This window comes from Sulfitobacter sp. UBA4523 (assembly GCF_002388305.1).
Taxonomy (GTDB): domain Bacteria; phylum Pseudomonadota; class Alphaproteobacteria; order Rhodobacterales; family Rhodobacteraceae; genus Sulfitobacter; species Sulfitobacter pontiacus.
In genome coordinates, this window is record NZ_DGMH01000050.1 from 155009 (window position 1) to 172922 (window position 17914).

The 17914-nt window shown below is 60.4% G+C and carries 15 protein-coding genes, 1 tRNA gene and 1 pseudogene; 15 read left to right on the forward strand and 2 right to left on the reverse strand.

Features of this window, described 5'->3' with window-relative positions:
- The 10 genes and pseudogenes from acuI to B3849_RS12245 form a co-directional block, all read left to right on the forward strand.
- Nucleotides 1-632: pseudogene (gene acuI, locus B3849_RS12200) on the forward strand (acryloyl-CoA reductase); the annotation flags it as partial.
- 134 nt (nucleotides 633-766) lie between these two features.
- Nucleotides 767-2188: a cryptochrome/photolyase family protein gene (locus B3849_RS12205; RefSeq protein WP_286780230.1), complete on the forward strand. Its 1422-nt coding sequence runs from the start codon at nucleotides 767-769 to the stop codon at nucleotides 2186-2188.
- Between the two features lie 77 nt (nucleotides 2189-2265).
- The gene (locus tag B3849_RS12210) at nucleotides 2266-3474 is read left to right on the forward strand and encodes an SAM-dependent methyltransferase (RefSeq protein ID WP_286780231.1); all 1209 of its coding nucleotides are present in this window, start codon (nucleotides 2266-2268) and stop codon (nucleotides 3472-3474) included.
- A 32-nt stretch (nucleotides 3475-3506) separates the two neighbouring features.
- Nucleotides 3507-3947, forward strand: a complete 441-nt coding sequence (locus tag B3849_RS12215) for a TrgA family protein (protein WP_005853664.1) — start codon at nucleotides 3507-3509, stop codon at nucleotides 3945-3947.
- A gap of 4 nt (nucleotides 3948-3951) precedes the next feature.
- Complete coding sequence (locus B3849_RS12220; protein ID WP_286780232.1) at nucleotides 3952-5085, forward strand: NUDIX domain-containing protein; 1134 nt, start codon at nucleotides 3952-3954, stop codon at nucleotides 5083-5085.
- A 14-nt stretch (nucleotides 5086-5099) separates the two neighbouring features.
- Entirely contained in the window at nucleotides 5100-6134 is a 1035-nt protein-coding gene (locus B3849_RS12225; RefSeq protein WP_005853660.1) for a cysteine synthase A, read from the forward strand.
- The gene (locus B3849_RS12230; RefSeq protein WP_286780233.1) at nucleotides 6131-8473 is read left to right on the forward strand and encodes a DUF3772 domain-containing protein; all 2343 of its coding nucleotides are present in this window, start codon (nucleotides 6131-6133) and stop codon (nucleotides 8471-8473) included. The genes B3849_RS12225 and B3849_RS12230 overlap by 4 nt, the downstream gene beginning before the upstream one ends.
- Entirely contained in the window at nucleotides 8470-9189 is a 720-nt protein-coding gene (locus B3849_RS12235) for an alanyl-tRNA editing protein (protein ID WP_286780234.1), read from the forward strand. The genes B3849_RS12230 and B3849_RS12235 overlap by 4 nt, the downstream gene beginning before the upstream one ends.
- Nucleotides 9190-9271: 82 nt before the next feature.
- A tRNA-Ser gene (locus B3849_RS12240) sits at nucleotides 9272-9361 on the forward strand.
- A 65-nt stretch (nucleotides 9362-9426) separates the two neighbouring features.
- Nucleotides 9427-9882: a YqaA family protein gene (locus tag B3849_RS12245; RefSeq protein WP_254704201.1), complete on the forward strand. Its 456-nt coding sequence runs from the start codon at nucleotides 9427-9429 to the stop codon at nucleotides 9880-9882.
- Between the two features lie 82 nt (nucleotides 9883-9964).
- Here B3849_RS12245 and B3849_RS12250 read toward each other — a convergent pair whose 3' ends face one another.
- A complete protein-coding gene (locus B3849_RS12250) occupies nucleotides 9965-10534 on the reverse strand; it encodes a YcbK family protein (RefSeq protein WP_037944325.1) in 570 nt (189 codons plus the stop codon).
- Between the two features lie 355 nt (nucleotides 10535-10889).
- Between B3849_RS12250 and B3849_RS12255 the strand changes: the two genes are divergently transcribed.
- The 4 genes from B3849_RS12255 to B3849_RS12270 are packed head-to-tail and all read left to right on the forward strand — an operon-like array spanning nucleotide 10890 to nucleotide 15106.
- The gene (locus B3849_RS12255) at nucleotides 10890-12476 is read left to right on the forward strand and encodes a L,D-transpeptidase family protein (protein ID WP_005853649.1); all 1587 of its coding nucleotides are present in this window, start codon (nucleotides 10890-10892) and stop codon (nucleotides 12474-12476) included.
- 27 nt (nucleotides 12477-12503) lie between these two features.
- Entirely contained in the window at nucleotides 12504-13601 is a 1098-nt protein-coding gene (lpxD, locus tag B3849_RS12260) for a UDP-3-O-(3-hydroxymyristoyl)glucosamine N-acyltransferase (RefSeq protein WP_009824673.1), read from the forward strand.
- Nucleotides 13602-13636: 35 nt separating this feature from the next.
- A complete protein-coding gene (locus tag B3849_RS12265) occupies nucleotides 13637-13894 on the forward strand; it encodes an acyl carrier protein (protein ID WP_009824672.1) in 258 nt (85 codons plus the stop codon).
- Nucleotides 13895-13897: 3 nt separating this feature from the next.
- Nucleotides 13898-15106: a beta-ketoacyl-[acyl-carrier-protein] synthase family protein gene (locus B3849_RS12270; protein ID WP_278426367.1), complete on the forward strand. Its 1209-nt coding sequence runs from the start codon at nucleotides 13898-13900 to the stop codon at nucleotides 15104-15106.
- An 88-nt stretch (nucleotides 15107-15194) separates the two neighbouring features.
- Here B3849_RS12270 and B3849_RS12275 read toward each other — a convergent pair whose 3' ends face one another.
- Nucleotides 15195-15845, reverse strand: a complete 651-nt coding sequence (locus B3849_RS12275) for an invasion associated locus B family protein (protein ID WP_081781255.1) — start codon at nucleotides 15843-15845, stop codon at nucleotides 15195-15197.
- A 511-nt stretch (nucleotides 15846-16356) separates the two neighbouring features.
- Here B3849_RS12275 and B3849_RS12280 point away from each other — a divergent pair.
- On the forward strand, nucleotides 16357-17907 hold the full coding sequence (locus B3849_RS12280; protein WP_278426366.1) for a helicase HerA-like domain-containing protein: 1551 nt from the start codon (nucleotides 16357-16359) through the stop codon (nucleotides 17905-17907).
- Nucleotides 17908-17914: the final 7 nt, after the last annotated feature.

Genomic DNA, 17914 nt, shown 5'->3' on the forward strand with positions numbered 1-17914 from the left:
CCCGCCAGGCCATGGCCGTGGGCACGGCGGGCTTTACCGCGATGCTGTCTGTCATGGCGCTGGAGGATCACGGGCTGGTGCCGGGCAATGGGCCGGTACTGGTGACGGGTGCCGCCGGTGGCGTGGGGTCGGTCGCGGTCGCCATCCTTGCTGCATTGGGTCACGAGGTCGCCGGTGTGACGGGCCGCCCGGATACGGCGGATTATCTGAAATCGCTGGGTGCCACGCAGATCGTCGCGCGGGAAGAGTTGAACGAAACCGTTAAACGTCCGCTGGAATCCGAAACCTGGGCCGGTTGCATTGATGCCGTGGGCGGCGAGATGCTGGCGCGGGTCTTGGGGCAGATGAAATACGGCGGTTCGGTCGCAGCTGTCGGGCTCGCGGGTGGGGCAGGGTTGCCGGCCACGGTGATCCCCTTCCTGCTGCGCGGTGTGAACCTGCTGGGGATCGATTCCGTCATGCAACCCTATGACAACCGTCTGCGCGCATGGCAGCGGATCGGGAAAGACCTGCCACTGTCCAAGCTTGAGGATATGGTCGTGCCTGCAACGCTGAGCGATCTGCCCAAGCTGGGGGCAGACATCCTGAACGGTCAGGTGCGGGGCCGTGTTGTGGTTGATGTGAACGGCTAAACCACCGGCACGACTGCTACGATTTGTCTGGCGGCGGCCCCTTGGGGTCGCCGTTTGGCGTATTTAGGGACTGGTACGGCCTTGACCTTGCGGGGGCAGCACTAGCTTTGCATCACCTTAACGCAAAGTGTGACATGTCTGATAAAAGCCCCATCCTTCTTTGGTATCGCCGCGATCTGCGGCTTAGCGATCATCCGGCCCTATCTGCCGCTGCAAACGCGGGGCGGCCCGTAATACCCGTCTTTATCAAGGACAAGAGTGTCGACGCGCTTGGCGCGGCGCCGAAATGGCGTCTGGGGTTGGGGATCGGGGCGCTGGCGGACAGTCTTGAGGGGGTGTCGAGCAGGCTGGTCTTGCGTGAAGGCGATGCGCTTGAGGTACTACAGGCTCTGATCAAGGAGACGGGCGCCGGCGCCGTCTATTGGTCGCGGCTTTATGATCCGGACAGCGTGCAGCGCGACAGCAAGATCAAAGAGATCCTGTGCAGCGACGGGATAGAGGCGAAATCCTTTGGGGGGCACGTTATGTTCGAACCCTGGACGGTCGAGACCAAGGCGGGCGACTGCTATAAGGTCTACACGCCGTTCTGGAACAACGTCAAAACCCGCGATGTTGAGCCGCCGCTGTCCGCACCTTCAGACCTGCCCGCGCCGGAAAGCTGGCCCGACAGTGATGCGCTGGACGGGTGGGGCTTGGGGGCTGCGATGGACCGTGGTGCCGATGTGGTACGCCGGTTTGTCTGTCTGGGTGAAAAAGCCGCGCAGTCGCGGCTGGGGGCCTTCATGGCGCATGGGGTAGCCGACTATAAGCAGACCCGCGACATTCCCGGCACCGATGGCACGTCGAACCTGTCCGAGAACCTGTCGCTGGGTGAGATCAGCCCGCATCAATGCTGGCACGCCGCGCAGCGCGCCTTGCACGACGGCAAACAGGGGGCGGAGACCTTTCTGAAAGAGCTGGTGTGGCGCGAGTTTGCCTATCACCTGATGCATCACACGCCACGGATGCTGACCGATAACTGGCGCGAGGAATGGGATGCCTTCCCCTGGAACGAGGATGAACACCGCGCCGAGGTGAAAGCCTGGAAACAGGGGCGCACGGGCGAACCCTTTGTCGATGCCGCTATGCGCGAGCTCTATGTCACCGGCCGCATGCATAACCGGGGCCGCATGATCGTCGCGAGCTATCTGACGAAACATTTGATGTGTCACTGGCGCATCGGGCAAAAGTGGTTTGAACATTGCCTAATCGACTGGGACCCCGCGAGCAATGCGATGGGGTGGCAATGGGCGGCGGGGTCGGGGCCGGACGCGTCTCCGTATTTCCGCGTGTTCAACCCCGAGACACAGCTGGATAAATTTGATAAGAATAGAGACTACACCAGTCGCTGGATCGCCGAAGGGCGTGCCAATCCGCATAAGGACGCGCTTGCATTCTTTGATGCGATCCCGCGCAGTTGGCCCTTGTCGGCGGATGATGACTATCCCGAAAAGATCATCGCGCTGGACGAAGGGCGCGAACGGGCCCTTGAAACCTACAAGGGGCGAAACTTTTAACCTTTATGAAACGTGGATCTCCCACGTAACACCCATAAACCAATAAGATACGCGTCCAAGCGCATACAGGAGAGCGAATGATTTTGACCAGCACCGAGGGGCAAACTGCCCTTCCACGATATTTCTCGCGTGTTTTTGCGATGGCGCAGGAAATGCAAAACGGGCAGGTCGACTTTGTTTTGCCCGACGGGCGGTGCTTTCGCGCAACCGGAAAGAACCCGCTGCCCATTGCAGAAATCCGTATCCATAACAATGACTTGTTCGCGCGTCTTATCAGGGAGGGTGATCTTGGTTTCAGCGATGCCTACCTTGACGAATGGTGGAGCACACCGGACCTGCAGGCCTTTATGGACGTGGCCCATGCGAATGAGGATATCTACGATTCATTCCCCGGCATGGGGTTGATCCGCAAATTTGAATCCCTGCGCTTCTGGTTGCAGCGCAACAGCAAGAAGCAAGCGCGTAAGAACATCAGCTATCACTATGATTTGGGGAATGATTTCTACAAATTGTGGCTTGATGACACGATGACCTATTCAAGCGCGCTTTTCGAGGACGGCTTTCAACAATCGCTAGAGGCGGCGCAGACCGCGAAATATGCCTCTATGGTGGATCAGATGGGGGTCTCGGCTGGGGATCATGTGCTGGAAATCGGCTGCGGCTGGGGCGGTTTCGCTGAATATGCAGCGAAGGAACGCGGGCTCAAGGTAACGTGCCTCACGATCAGTAAAGAGCAGTTTAACTACGCCAAAGAACGTATTGAAAACGCGGGCTTGGACGATGTTGTTCAGTTCAAGCTTCAAGATTACCGTGACGAGCGTGGCACCTACGATGGTATTGCCAGCATCGAGATGTTCGAAGCCGTTGGGGAGCAGTACTGGCCGTCGTATTTCAATACGTTGCACGCCTGTCTTAAACCTGGATGTCAAGCGACGTTGCAAATCATCACCGTGCCGGACCGTCGCTGGAAGGTGTACAAGCGAGGCGTTGATTTCATTCAGAAATATATCTTTCCGGGTGGTATGCTGCCAAGCCCTACGGTGTTGAAGCAACAGGTTGAGAGTGCCGGACTAGCCGTTGAAAAGTCTATCGAATTCGGGAAAAGTTACGACGTCACGCTGCGCCGCTGGCATACGACCTTCAACGAGAAGTGGGAAGAGATCGCGCGCATGGGCTTTGACGAACGCTTCAAGCGGATGTGGGATTTCTACCTCACCTCTTGCGCGTCTACCTTTGACAGCGGCAATTGCGATGTGACACAGATTACCGTGAAGCGTCCGGCCTGAGGGCGCGTTGCTTGTAGTCTAAGGAAATCCCGATGCCGACCGCTGCCCGCCTGACAGCCGCTTTCTGCCTGGCGCTGATGGGCTTTGCCCTTTCGCGCATGATCATGCCCCTGATGCCTGAATCCACTCAGTTCGGGTATTTCATTCCCACCAATATTGCCCTCGGGCTCGCGGTCGGGTGGCGGGTCATGGGGGCACGTGCGGGCGGTGGCGTTTCCGAAGGGATCACCATCGGGCTGACCGGTGCCGTGGTTCTGGTGTTCTGGGGGCTGTTCATCCAGGCAGGCCGCGAGATGATCGAGAACGCGATGATGCACCGCTATGGCGGTGTCGGAGAGGCGCTGGTGGGCATGATCGGTATCGGTGCCGAATACTTCCTGATCATGGCGACGGTGCCGATCATCGCGGTCGTGTTGATTGGCGGTGCCGTCAGTGGCGTGATCACAAACCTTATCGACAGCAAGTTCCCTTAAGCCGATGACAGATCTTTTCCTCTATGGGTCGTTGCGGCATGTGCCGCTGCTTGAAATCGTGATGGGGCGCGCGGCGGACCGGCTTGACATCTCGCCGGACCGTTTGCCGGATCACATCGCCTTATCCGTTGTCGAGGGGCCGTTCCCCTGCATCGTGCCGGCGCCGGACCAATCCGCCGAAGGGGTGTTGCTGCGCGGGCTGGGGCAGAACGATCTGGACCGATTGAATTTCTACGAGGGCAGCTTTGCCTACGACCTGCAAGAAATCACGTTGGAAAGCGGCGCAAGCGCTTTGGGCTATTTCGCGCGGCCTGATCAATGGACAACACGTGACCCGTGGTCGCTGACGCAGTGGCAGGCAGACTGGGGTGCGCTCAGCTGCTTTGCCGCGCGCGAGGTGATGGATTATTTCGGCGTCTACACTGCCGACCGCGTGGCGCAGATGTTCCCGATGATCCGGTCACGGGCAGCGGCGCAGGTGAATGCGCTTCGGTCGAAACACGGGGCAGGGACGCTGGACGGCAAGGTCCGGATCGACCGGATTGACCGCGCCTATACCAATTATTTCGCGCTGAACGAATATCACCTCGCGCACGAGCGTTTCGACGGCACGATGACCGATGTGCTGGAGCGTGCGGTCTTCGTCGCGACGGATGCCGCCTTGGTGCTGCCCTATGATCCGGTGCGGGATCGGGTGATGCTGGTAGAGCAGCTGCGCATGGGGCCGGTGGCGCGGGGGGATCGCGCGCAGTGGCAGCTTGAACCCATCGCGGGCCGTGTTGATCCGGGCGAAAGCCCCGAAGACGCCGCGCACCGCGAAGCGCAGGAAGAAGCGGGTCTGACCCTGCGCAAGCTTGAAAAAATCGCGGAAGTCTATGCCTCCCCGGGAGATTCTACGGAATTTTTCTATATCTATCTGGGGCTTGCTGATTTGCCCGATGATAGCACCGGTGTGAACGGGCTTGAGGCCGAAAACGAGGATATCCGGTCCCATCTCATCGGCTTTGATGCGCTGATGACGATGGTAGACCAGCTTGAAGCTGCCAATGCGCCGCTGGTGATTGCCGCTTACTGGCTTGCGCGGCATCGGGAACGCTTGAGGTTGGAAGCGCCCGCCGCTACACCGGATGTAACTTGATTTAGGAGCATCCCATGCACGTCGCATCTGATCTGGCGCAGGCCATTGGCAACACCCCTCTTATTCGTCTGCGCAAGGCGAGCGAGGAAACCGGCTGCGAGATATACGGCAAGGCGGAATTCATGAACCCCGGCCAGTCGGTCAAGGACCGTGCTGCGCTGTTCATCATTCAGGATGCCATCGCCAAGGGCACGCTGAAACCCGGCGGCACGATTGTCGAAGGCACGGCAGGGAACACCGGTATCGGGCTGGCACTTGTCGGCGCATCGATGGGGTTCAAAACCGTGATCGTCATTCCTGAAACACAAAGTCAGGAAAAGAAAGACATGCTGCGCCTTGCCGGGGCCGAGCTGGTGCAAGTGCCCGCGGCACCCTACCGCAACCCCAACAACTTTGTGCGCTACTCGGAACGGCTCGCGAATGAACTGGCGCGCACCACGAATGAAGGTGTGATCTGGGCCAACCAGTTCGACAACGTCGCCAACCGTCAGGCGCATATCGAAACCACCGGCCCCGAGATCTGGGAGCAGACCGGCGGCAAGGTGGACGGGTTCTGCTGTGCGGTAGGATCCGGCGGCACGCTGGCCGGGATCGGCATGGCGTTGCAGCCCAAAGGCGTGAAAATCGCGATTGCCGACCCGGACGGGGCCGCGCTGCATAACTACTACACCAAGGGTGAACTGGTCGCCGAAGGCGGATCAATCGCTGAAGGTATCGGTCAGGTCCGCATCACCAAGAACCTCGAAGGGTTCACGCCCGATTTCAGCTACAACGTCTCGGACGCAGAGGCGCTGCCCTATGTCTTTGACCTGCTGCAACACGAAGGGCTTTGCCTTGGGGCGTCGTCGGGTGTGAACGTCGCCGGTGCGGTGCGTCTGGCCAAGGATATGGGGCCGGGGCATACCATCGTGACGATCCTGTGTGACTTTGGCACGCGCTATCAGTCGAAACTGTTCAACCCCGACTTCCTGCGCGAAAAAGATCTGCCCGTGCCCGCTTGGCTGGATCGCGCCCCACAATCCATTCCCGGCGTCTTCGAAGACCAATGATCGCGACGCTCAGGGGGCTTCTTGCCTGCGGTCTTCTGGCGCTTTGCCTGACGACCGCGGCTTTCGCGCAGACCGACGTCGAGAAAACGGCGGAGCAATGGGATAGTGTTGCGGTCAAGGCGGAACAATCGGTTGAAAAGGCCGACACACCGACTTCCGAACTCGACAGTCTGCGCGAGCGTATCGTCAACTACCGGTCCGAGTTCGAGGCCGCGCGCACGCTGAACGCTGAACGTATCGCCGCGCTGCGCGACCAGCTTGCCGCCTTGGGCACAGCGCCCGAGGGCGAAAATGCCGAACCCGAAGCGCCAGAGGTGGCCAAGACCCGCGCCGACATCAACCAGCAGCTGAACACCCTGCTGGCCCCCGTGCAGATCGCAGAGCGCGAGTTTCTGCGCGCAGACGGGCTGGTGCGCGAGATCGACAAGATCATTCGCGAACGCCAGACCGAACGGCTGCTCCGCACCACGCCGTCGCCGCTGAACCCCGTCTATTGGGGGCCCGCGCTGGTCGAGATGCAGGATGCCTTTGCCGCTTTCTGGCAGGAAAGTGCTGAACAGGATACGGACAGCGCGCTGAATACGTTGGAAAACAACCTGCCGACCGTTTTCTTCGCAGGTATTGCCGGCTTGCTTTTGCTGTTCCGCGGTCGTGTCTGGGCGATGAAGATTGCGCATACCCTGCGCGTTCATCAGGCGCGCGGCATGGGGATCTGGCGCTTTGTCGTTTCCCTGTTGCGCATCCTGTTCCCGCTGGTGGGGCTCTACCTGCTGACCATCGCGGCACGGCAATCGGGTTTTCTGGGCGCACGCGCGACACAGGTCGTTGAATTGCTGCCGCTGATTGGCCTGCTTATCTTCGGGTTCCGCTGGGTGTCCGAACGGGTCTTTGCCCGCGAAGAAGACGAAGCGCTTTTGCCGCTGTCTGCACAGCAACGTAAATCCGCACGGTTCTACGTGAACGCGATCACCTTCGTGATGATCCTGTCTATCGTGGCGCTGACGGTGCTTGAAATCGGCGACCCCAGCTTGGCGACACGCGCGGTGGTGCAATTCCCGCTGGCGGTGCTGACCAGTCTCGCGCTGTTCCAGATCGGTCGTATCCTGCGCAGCTACCGTGAACCCGAAGAGGATACGCCGGACGCCGATGGCATGACCAAAGCGTCGTCCCATGCGCGGGTTGTACGCAGTGCCGGGCTGGGGGCTATTGCGGTCTCTGTGGTGGCACCGCTGCTGTATGCCTTTGGCTATCAAGATCTGTCGGATGCGATCCTGCGCCCCTATGTGACGACACTGGCTGTGCTGGGGCTGGTCATGGCGCTGCAACGCTTTTCTGCGGATGTCTATGGCGCGATCACGGGGCAGGGCATTGCCGCACGCGAAGCGCTGATGCCGCTGTTCTTCGGTCTGATCTTGCTGTTACTGGCGATGCCCGTGCTTGCGCTGGTCTGGGGCGCAAGGGTCGCGGACCTGACCGAGTTATGGGCCGCATTCTCGCGCGGGTTCACCATCGGGGAAAGCCAGATCTCGCCGTCGAACCTGCTGGCCTTCGCGGTTATCTTTGCGATCGGCTATCTGCTCACGCGGCTGCTGCAAGGGGCGCTGCGCAGCAATGTCCTGCCCAAGACCAAGATCGACATCGGCGGACAGAACGCGCTGCTGTCGGGGCTGGGCTATGTCGGGATCTTTCTTGCGGCGCTGGCCGCGATCACGGGGGCGGGCATTGACCTTAGCTCGCTTGCCATCGTTGCCGGTGCGCTGTCGGTCGGTATCGGTTTTGGTCTACAGAACATCGTCAGCAACTTCGTCTCGGGGATCATCCTGCTGATCGAACGCCCCATTTCCGAAGGCGACTGGATCGAGGTCGGTGGCAAGTCCGGCTATGTGCGCGATATTTCGGTGCGATCCACGCGGATCGAAACCTTTGACCGCACCGATGTGATTGTCCCGAACGCCGATCTTGTCAGCGGTACGGTGACCAATTTTACCCGTGGCAATACCGTGGGGCGGGTCATCATCTCGGTCGGGGTGGCCTATGGCACCGATACCCGCCGCGTCGAGGCGATCCTGCGCGAGATCGCGGAGGACCAGCCGCTGGTGCTTGCGAACCCCGCGCCGAATGTGCTGCTGGTGCGTTTCGGGGCCGACGCGCTGGAGTTCGAGATCCGGGCCTTCCTGCGGGACGTGAATTGGATGATGTCGGTCAAAAGCGATATCAACCACGCCATCGTCGAACGCTTTGCCGCCGAAAACATCGAGGTGCCCTTTCCCCAGCGGGACGTATGGCTGCGCACCCGCGCCGGCGAAAAACCCTCTAAGCAGGATGGAGAGGACAGTTGAACGAGCCGATCTACCTCACCGACGCCTATGCCCGCGACAGCGCCGCCAAAGTCATCGCCATCACCGACGAGGGCGGGATCGTGCTGGACCGGACGGTGTTCTATCCCACGGGCGGCGGGCAACCGGGGGACAGCGGTTGGCTGCACTGGGACAAGCAGCGCATGCCGATCGCGACAACGGTCAAGGGGCTGGACGGGTCCATCATTCTGGTTCCGGCCGAGCCCGAGGAAATCCCCCAGCCGGGCACCCATGTCACGCAAAAGCTGGATTGGGACCGCCGGCACCGGCACATGCGGGTGCACAGCCTGCTGCATCTGTTGTCCGTGGTCGTGCCGTTCCCCGTGGTGGGGGGGCAAATCTCTGCCACGCATGGGCGGCTCGACTTTGACCTTGCCGATGCGCCAGAGGATCGCGACGGCATCGAGGACGCGCTGGCGTCCTATATCGCGCAGGATTTGCCGATCACGGATCACTGGATCACCCAAGAGGAATTGCAAGCCGCGCCTGAACTGGTCAAGACGTTATCTGTCGCACCACCGGTCACGGCGGCCAACGTACGTCTGGTGCAAATCGGAGAGGGTGACGCATGGATCGACCTGCAGCCCTGCGGGGGCACCCACGTTGCCCGCACCGGAGAGATTGGCGCGGTACGCCTTGGCAAGATTGAGAAAAAGGGGCGCGGCACCCGCCGGATCTACGTCCATCTCGACAGCTGAACGGCGCATTGAAATCTTGTTGAATTTCGCGCGTTTTACCCCTTGCACCCCGCCTGCAGGTCACGTTAAACACCCCCTCAATGGACAGGTGGCCGAGTGGTCGAAGGCGCACGCCTGGAAAGTGTGTAGGCGGGAGACCGTCTCCAGGGTTCGAATCCCTGTCTGTCCGCCATACCCCCCTTACGATATATTCCGCCTGTACGGTGATCGGTTTCGACGCCCCGAACGGGTCGTCAGATGCCCGTTGGTTCGGGCGCGTCAATGACCGGTTACCTGAGCCTTTTCGCGGTCGCCTTTCTTGCAGCGACGATTCTACCGATGCAATCCGAAGCGTTGCTGGTCGGGCTGATGATCCATGGCCAGCACGGGGTTCTGGGGTTGCTGGCGGTTGCCACGGTGGGCAATGTCTTGGGGTCGGTGGTGAATTGGGGGCTGGGGCATGCGGTGCTGCGGTTCCAACATAAGCGCTGGTTTCCTGCATCCCCGTCGCAAATGGCGCGGGCCGAGACGTGGTACGCGCGCTATGGCCGCTGGTCGCTGCTGGTCAGCTGGTTTCCGGTTGTCGGCGACGCGCTGACTGTCACCGCAGGGGTGCTAAGAGAGCCGCTGTGGTCCTTCGTCGCAATCGTTGGCATCGGCAAAGCATTGCGCTATGGGGTGCTGGCCTGGGTGACGCTCGTGTGGATCGGCTGAGCGAAAGAGATCGAATAGCGCGTTGTCTTAAAACGAAAAAAGCGCCCGAGGGCGCTTTGTTTCCGTGGTCGTCGTCTGGCGCTTAGCCGCCCCAGTTACGCACCTGACCGCAATCCATATGCACGAAGTTAGAGCCGGAATAGCGACCAACACCGCCACCGTTACAAGCAATCGCCGCACGTGCCATCTGGTTCACCGAGCGCGATGCCAGACGCAGGTCAGCCGCCTGACCACGCATATGGAGGGAGTTCTTGGCCACACCGCGCGATCTGGAACGCAGCATCGCGTTGGTCTGCGGGCTGCGGTAGCCGGATAGAAGCATATAGGGCTCGGACACATCCAGAAGGTTATGCGACGCAGCCATAATGTCCACGGTGCGCAGGTCCATCGATTTGACGCCATCGGTACGCCAGTCACGCATGAAATAGTTCAGCTCGGATACGGCATCTTTGATGTAGTTGCCTTCGATCCAATAGATCATGTCGATGCGTTCGCCGGTCCGGCCGGAATACATCTTGATGCGACGAATATCGCCGGCCCCACGCAAAAATCCTGCTGCGTTTGCGAAGGTCGGTGCCGCTGCTACGGCCGTCGCTGCGAATGCGCCCAATACGGAGCGCCGGGTCATGCCCGAAGTGCTCTTACCAGTCATTGATTGTATGTCCCGTCTTCTGCCTTTGGTTCCATGATGTTACACGGAGTTTTCCAACGATCCCCAGATGCAACAATTTATGGCATAGCGCGATTCTTGAACCAAGTGCTGAATCGAAAAGGTTCCATCCATCAACAAATTTAGGCGAATTTTTGCGCAACCCTTAGTTGGTTGTTCATTTTTGCCACAGGGGCGATGCCGATAAGCATCAATTTATCCTTAGTTTTCAGTTCACGGGCATTGTTATTGGACAAGAGCATAGGGTTCCCTGCCTATCTAGGAAATCCAAAGCTCACCGATTTCGGGGGAATCAATGACTCGTATTTTAAGCATTCAATCGCGGAAATTTCGCCGCATGGCCGGTTTTCTTGGGGCTGCTGCCACCGCTCTGACACTCTTTACCGCGCCGCAACCCGCTTTTGCGCAGGTGACCGCGTTCAAACAGGCCGTTGCCGAAGCCGCCGCGCGGGATGAGGATATCGCCGCCTACTACCGGACCCACGGCTATGCACCGATCTGGACCGAAGCGACAGAGACACAGCGCGCCCGACGTGCTGCACTTATGTCAGCGATCCGCGCGGCTGATTTGCACGGGCTGCCCGTCGCACGCTATGACCCTCAAGGGCTGATGGAAAAGCTCAAAAACGCGCAGACCCCGCGGGATCGCGGGCTGGCCGAGGTCGAGATGACGCGCGTTTTCCTGCAATACGCCCGTGATCTGCAAACCGGTGTGCTGGTGCCGTCGCGCATTGATCCGTCCATCGTGCGCGAGGTGCCATACCGCGACCGTCAGACCTATATCACCGATTTCATTTCTTCCGATCCCACGCCGTTCCTACGCAATCTGCGCCCGCGGACGATGGAGTATAACGCCCTGATGCGTGAAAAGCTGCGGATGGAGCATTTGCTGACCCAAGGCGGTTGGGGCCCCGCAGTGCCTGCATCCTCGCTCAAGCCCGGGGCGCAAGGCACGCAAGTGGTCGCGCTGCGCAACCGGTTGATGTCGATGGGGTATCTGAAACGTTCTAACGTGATGACCTATGACGCCACGTTGCAAGAGGCGGTGCGCAGCTTTCAAAAAGATCACGGGCTGAATGAGGACGGCGTTGCCGGCTCCGGCACCATGGCCGAGATCAACAAGAGCGTCGAGACGCGGCTGCAATCCGTCATCGTCGCGATGGAGCGTGAACGCTGGCTGAACAAGGAACGCGGCGCACGTCACGTGCTGGTCAATATCCCCGCCTTCACCGCGTCCGTTGTCGACAACGGGCAGGTCACCTTCGAGACACGCTCGGTCGTGGGGGCGAACCAATCGGACCGCCTGACGCCTGAATTCTCGGATGTGATGGAATATATCGTCATCAACCCGACGTGGACGGTGCCGCGGTCGATCGTGACCAAGGAATATCTGCCGTCGATGCAGCGCAACCCCAATGCCGCGGGTCATATTGATCTGATCGATAACCGCGGCCGGATCATCAGCCGTGGGTCTGTGAACTTTAGCCGTTATACAGCGCGCACCTTCCCCTATGGCATGCGCCAAAAGCCGGGGCGGACCAATGCTCTTGGGTTGGTGAAGTTCATTTTCCCCAACAAATACAACATCTACCTGCACGACACGCCCTCCAAGAGCCTGTTTGACCGCGACGTTCGGGCCTTTAGCCACGGCTGCGTGCGGCTCGCCGATCCGTTTGATTTCGCCTATACGCTGCTGGCCCCGCAAGCGGCTGATCCTGTCGCCTATTTCAAACGGCAACTGGCCACAGGCCGCGAGACTTTCGTCCATCTGGATACCGAAGTGCCGGTCCACATCATCTACCGCACCGCCTTCACCACGCCGCGCGGCCATACGCAGTATCGCGCCGATATCTATGGTCGCGATGGCCGTATCTGGGATGCGCTGAGCAAGGCGGGGGTGGCATTGGGCGCGGTTCAGGGTTAACTCGTCCCTGACAAGGGGAGACCGCACATGACCTACACCATCCAACAGATCGCCGACGCGCTTGGCTTGCCAGCGGTCGGCGATACCTCCATTTCGATTGCCAAACTGGCAGAGCCGGCAGACGCGGGCCCCGACGATCTCGCGCTCGCCATGAGCCCCAAATACGCACAATCGCTGTCTGACGGATCGGCCCGCGCGGCCATGCTCTGGCCCGATGCCGATTGGCAAGAGATGGGGTTGAAGGCCGCCATCCTGCCGGACCGTCCGCGCTTTGCCATGTCGGGACTAACCCGCATGATGGATCCGGGGCAGGGGTTCGGGGCTGGCATCCACCCCTCTGCCGTTATTGATGAGACTGCCGAACTGGCCGAGGATGTCTCTGTCGGCCCACTGGCGATTGTGGCGGCGGGCGCGAAAATCGGCGCTGGTTCTGTCATCGGGCCGCAGTGCTACATTGGGACAGACGCGGTCCTGGGTAAGAACGCCTATCTGCGCGATCACGTCAGCATCGGCGCGCGGGTACGCATCGGCGATGACTTCATCGCGCAACCGGGCGCGCGGATCGGCGGCGACGGGTTTTCGTTCGTGACGGCTGAACCCAGCACAGTGGAACAGACCCGCAAGACCCTTGGTGATCGCGGCGACACAAAAGCGCAACAATGGACCCGTATTCACACCCTTGGAAGTGTGACCATCGGGAACGACGTGGAATGCGGTATGAACTGCACGGTTGACAGCGGCACCATTCGCAACACCGTGATTGGCGACGGCAGCAAGCTCGATAACCTCGTCCATCTGGGGCATAACGTTGTGGTCGGCAAAAACTGTCTGTTGTGCGGGCAGGTCGGTATCGCCGGTTCCGTGACCATCGGCGACAACGTGGTGCTGGGTGGTCAGGTGGGCGTCAGCGACAATATTACCATCGGCGACGGGGTGATCGCGGGCGGCGGCACCAAGATCCTGTCCAATGCGCCCGCGGGCCGGTCGTTGCTGGGCTATCCCGCGACGGAAATGGGCAAGCAGATCGAAGGCTACAAAGCGCTGCGCCGTTTGCCGCGCTTGCTTCGCGATGTGGCGGCGTTAAAATCCCAGATGGGCACCTCCAAAGACAGTGAGACAAGCTAGGGCCGAGGCATGGCCCGTTCTGACGGAGACTTAGGATGAACATCAAAGATCAGGTCATCAGCATTATCGCCGATCAAGCGTTTCTGACGCCATCGGATGTCACCATGAACAGCACGCTCGAAAGCCTTGGCATCGACAGCATGGGCATCGTCGAAAGCATCTTCGCGATTGAAGAGACATTCGACGTATCGGTGCCCTTCAACGCGAACCAGCCGGACGCCACGGGTTTCGATATCTCTAGCGTGGCCAGCATTGTCGCAGGGGTGGAACGGCTGCGCGCCGAGCAGGCCTGACGCGTGAAACGTGTCGTGATTACGGGTGCGGGCACGGTCAATCCGCTGGGGTTGAACGTGCCCGATACGCTTGCGGCCATGCGCAACGGGGTGTGTGGAATCGGGCCGCTTGATTTCCGCGACGTGGACAGGCTGTCGATCAAGATCGGCGGTCAGGTCCACGGGTTTGACGGCGAAAGCCAGTATAACCGCCAGAAGATCGCGCTGTATGACCGGTTCACCCAGTTCACCCTTGCCGCCGCGGCGGAGGCGATCCGCCAATCGGGGCTAGAGTTCAAGGGAGAGCTCTCGGCGAAATCCGGCGTGGTGCTTGGCACGGCGGGCGGCGGGGTCAGCACATGGGACGATAACTACCGTGCGGTCTATGCCGAAGGGAAGAACCGCGTGCATCCCTTTGTGGTGCCGCGCCTGATGAACAACGCCGCCGCCAGCCATGTGAGCATGGAGCATCACCTCAAGGGGCCATCCTTCACCGTTTCAACCGCCTGCGCGTCCTCGAACCACGCGATGGCGCAGGCGTTTTCGATGATCCGCAGCGGGATGGCACCGGCGATGGTCACAGGCGGATCTGAATCCATGATGTGCTTTGGCGGGGTCAAGGCGTGGGAAGGGCTGCGCGTGATGTCGCGCGACGCCTGCCGCCCGTTCTCGGCCAATCGCAGTGGGATGGTGCAGGGCGAAGGCGCAGGCATTTTCGTGTTCGAGGAATATGACCACGCCCGCGCCCGCGGGGCTGATATCCTGTGCGAAGTATCGGGCTTTGCCATGTCCTCTGACGCGTCGGACATTGTGATGCCGTCCAAGGCGGGTGCTGCCCGCGCGATCAAAGGCGCGTTGGACGACGCCCGGATCAATCCGGACGAGGTGGGCTATATCAACGCCCATGGCACGGGCACGGCAGCCAATGATAAAACCGAATGTGCGGCGGTGGCAGATGTGTTCGGCACCCATGCAGACAGGCTGATGATCAGCTCGACCAAATCGATGCATGGGCATCTGATCGGCGGCACCGGCGCGGTAGAGCTTTTGGCCTGCATCATGGCCCTGCGCGACGGGGTGATCGCCCCCACCATCGGCTACGAAGAGCCCGACCCCGACTGCGCCTTGGATGTGGTGCCCAATGTGGCCCGCGATGCGCGGGTCACGGTGGCGTTGTCCAACGCCTTTGCCTTTGGCGGCATGAACGCGGTACTGGCGCTGCGCGCGATCTGATCTTACCAGCGACACCGCCCATGAAAAAGCCGCCCACGTCAAACGGGGCGGCTTTGTCGTCTCAACGGCCCGAGGGCCAAACATTTGCTTACCGGTCTTCAACAACCGAAGATTTGTCGAAGCTTGCGGTGAACCCGTCCAGCGACAGCGACAGTTCTACCTTCTGGTCAGGTGCCAGCGCGGGCACGATGGTGATCACGGCCTCTTTCCCGCGTTTGAACGCGGCGACATCGGCTTCGGTCAGGCCCATGCGGACGTAGCAACCAACGGGGTTACAGAAAGCGAAAGGATAGCGGCGCGCTTTGCCACCATCGACGGTCAGCGTCAGCTGCGAGGGCAGGGCCGTTTCCAAGGGCACAACCACAGTGGCACCGGCTGTCGCCTTACCGCCCGCTGGCAGGCGGAACAGCGAGAATTCGGCGACAGGCGCGCCTTGGCCATCATCCATCAGCTGGTACATCTGGCAGGGGTCGACCTCTTCTTCGGTCTTGATGCAGCGCATCTCCCAGGCACCGATCACCTCTTTGGTGTAGGGCTTACCCAGGGTCGGCTCCCCGTCGGCATCTTCACCAAGGCTCAGCTGCGACTGTACGTCGGTGCTGCTGCCGGTGGTGGTGTTTTCTTCCGTCGCGGGTGCCGCTTCAGCGGTCGGCTCCGCCGTTTCCGGGGCGTCTGTTGCTGCGGGTGTTTCCGTGGCTGCAGTCTGTGCGTAACCGGAAACGGGCATAGTCAGAGCCATCGCCGCGCAGAGTGGGAGAAGTGTGATATACTTTTTCATGCTCGTTCCAAATCAGTTAAATTCGACGCCATCTACCATGCGCCAATGCCAATGTCAGGACGATAGCGCTGAAACCATCGTGATTTAAGGCAAAATATTGCCTATTTCATCAGGTTTTCACGGGGAAGAGGCCGGGCGCGGGGGGTTGAAATAGAAAAAAGGACGCGATGCGTCCTTTTCCCTGTTCTTCGTTCTCCCCATCGGACTTGGCCGACTTATTGAAAGCACGTTACGAAAGCATTCGGGCACCGTCAACATAAAATATCACAGCGGTTTCAAGCGCGTAAAACGGACCTCAAACGTAAAAAGGGCCGCACCCGAAGGCGCGGCCAAGTCTGACAGGGAGGAAGTGCCGCCAGCACGAAAAGGACATCACGACCGGCGACAAAATCACTATGGTGTGAAAAGGTTAAGTTTGTATGCTCGCTCTGCACTTTGGCTGCAGGTTATTGGCCCAAAAGGAATTAAATACGTGACAAATGATATCTTCATCGGCGGCGGTGGCGAAGACTACGCGACGAAGCAGTTTCTCAACATCGGCTATGCCAACCGTCATGGGCTGGTCGCGGGGGCCACGGGCACAGGCAAAACCGTCACGCTGCAAATCCTGGCCGAAGGGTTTTCCGCCGCAGGGGTTCCGGTGTTTCTGTCCGACGTCAAAGGCGATCTGTCGGGGCTGGCGCAGGCAGGGTCCGCCAGCCACAAGCTGCACCCCCCCTTTTCAGAGCGCGCTCAGACCATCGGCTTTGACGATTTCGACTACAGCGCCTTTCCGGTCACCTTCTGGGATATGTTCGGCAAACAGGGGCATCCGGTGCGGACGACAATCTCGGAAATGGGGCCCTTGCTGCTGGCGCAGCTTCTCGATCTGACGGAGGCCCAGGAAGGTATCCTCAATATCGCCTTCCGCGTCGCTGACGAAGACGGGCTTCCGCTGCTGGACCTCAAGGATCTACAGGCGCTGCTGGTCTGGATCGGGGAAAACGCTTCAACCCTGGCGCTGCGCTACGGCAATGTGTCGTCGGCGTCGGTCGGGGCGATCCAGCGGCGCTTGCTGGTGTTGGAAAACCAAGGTGCGGCTGATCTCTTTGGGGAACCCGCGCTGGCCCTGACCGACCTGATGCGAACAGACACGGACGGGCGCGGTTTTATCAATATCCTCGCGGCCGACCAGCTGATGCACTCGCCCAAGCTCTACGCGACCTTCCTGCTATGGTTGCTGTCAGAGCTCTTCGAGGAACTGCCCGAGGTCGGCGACCCCGATAAACCCAAACTGGTGTTCTTCTTCGACGAGGCGCATTTGCTGTTTGACGACGCCCCCAAAGCGCTGGTCGACAAGGTTGAACAGGTGGCGCGGCTGATCCGCTCCAAGGGCGTGGGCGTGTATTTCATCACACAGAACCCCGCAGACGTGCCCGAAGATATCCTTGGCCAATTGGGCAACCGCATCCAGCACGCCTTGCGCGCCTTCACCGCGCGTGATCGCAAGGCGCTGCGCCTTGCCGCCGAAACCTACCGCGAGAACCCGCGTTTTGAGACCGAAGACGCGATCCGCGATGTGGGCGTGGGCGAGGCGGTGACCTCCATGCTGCAGAAAAAAGGGATCCCCGGCATCGTGGAACGCACCCTGATCCGCCCCCCATCCTCGCAGCTTGGTCCGATCGATCCGGCCACCCGCGCCGCCCTGATGGCGCAAAGCCCGATGGCGGGGAAATACGACACCCGCCTTGATCGCGCCTCCGCGTTCGAAATGCTGGCCAAACGCGCCGAAGACGCCGCGAAAGAGGCAGCACAAGCCGAGGAACAAGCCGAGGCCGAAGACACATCCCCCGCCTTGCGCGAATTCAATGCAGCGCGACGCTATGCAGGCAAACGGGTCACGCGCTCTACCTCGAAACGCACGACCAAAAGCGACGACAGCTTTGGCGGTGCCATCGCGAGTGTGGTGATCAAGGAGTTGAAAGGCACAACCGGCCGGCGCATCGTGCGCGGAATCTTGGGCGGGTTGTTCAAAGGACGCTGAACGCGCT

Excerpts from the sequence above, each read along its gene's own strand:
- B3849_RS12220 (WP_286780232.1), top strand. The coding sequence starts at position 3,952 with ATGACAGATCTTTTCCTCTATGGGTCGTTGCGGCATGTGCCGCTGCTT.
- B3849_RS12205 (WP_286780230.1), top strand. The coding sequence starts at position 767 with ATGTCTGATAAAAGCCCCATCCTTCTTTGGTATCGCCGCGATCTGCGG.
- B3849_RS12245 (WP_254704201.1), top strand. The coding sequence starts at position 9,427 with ATGCCCGTTGGTTCGGGCGCGTCAATGACCGGTTACCTGAGCCTTTTC.
- B3849_RS12210 (WP_286780231.1), top strand. The coding sequence starts at position 2,266 with ATGATTTTGACCAGCACCGAGGGGCAAACTGCCCTTCCACGATATTTC.
- B3849_RS12255 (WP_005853649.1), top strand. The coding sequence starts at position 10,890 with ATGGCCGGTTTTCTTGGGGCTGCTGCCACCGCTCTGACACTCTTTACC.
- B3849_RS12275 (WP_081781255.1), bottom strand. The coding sequence starts at position 15,845 with ATGGCTCTGACTATGCCCGTTTCCGGTTACGCACAGACTGCAGCCACG.
- B3849_RS12230 (WP_286780233.1), top strand. The coding sequence starts at position 6,131 with ATGATCGCGACGCTCAGGGGGCTTCTTGCCTGCGGTCTTCTGGCGCTT.
- B3849_RS12215 (WP_005853664.1), top strand. The coding sequence starts at position 3,507 with ATGCCGACCGCTGCCCGCCTGACAGCCGCTTTCTGCCTGGCGCTGATG.
- B3849_RS12250 (WP_037944325.1), bottom strand. The coding sequence starts at position 10,534 with ATGACTGGTAAGAGCACTTCGGGCATGACCCGGCGCTCCGTATTGGGC.
- B3849_RS12225 (WP_005853660.1), top strand. The coding sequence starts at position 5,100 with ATGCACGTCGCATCTGATCTGGCGCAGGCCATTGGCAACACCCCTCTT.
- B3849_RS12265 (WP_009824672.1), top strand. The coding sequence starts at position 13,637 with ATGAACATCAAAGATCAGGTCATCAGCATTATCGCCGATCAAGCGTTT.
- lpxD (WP_009824673.1), top strand. The coding sequence starts at position 12,504 with ATGACCTACACCATCCAACAGATCGCCGACGCGCTTGGCTTGCCAGCG.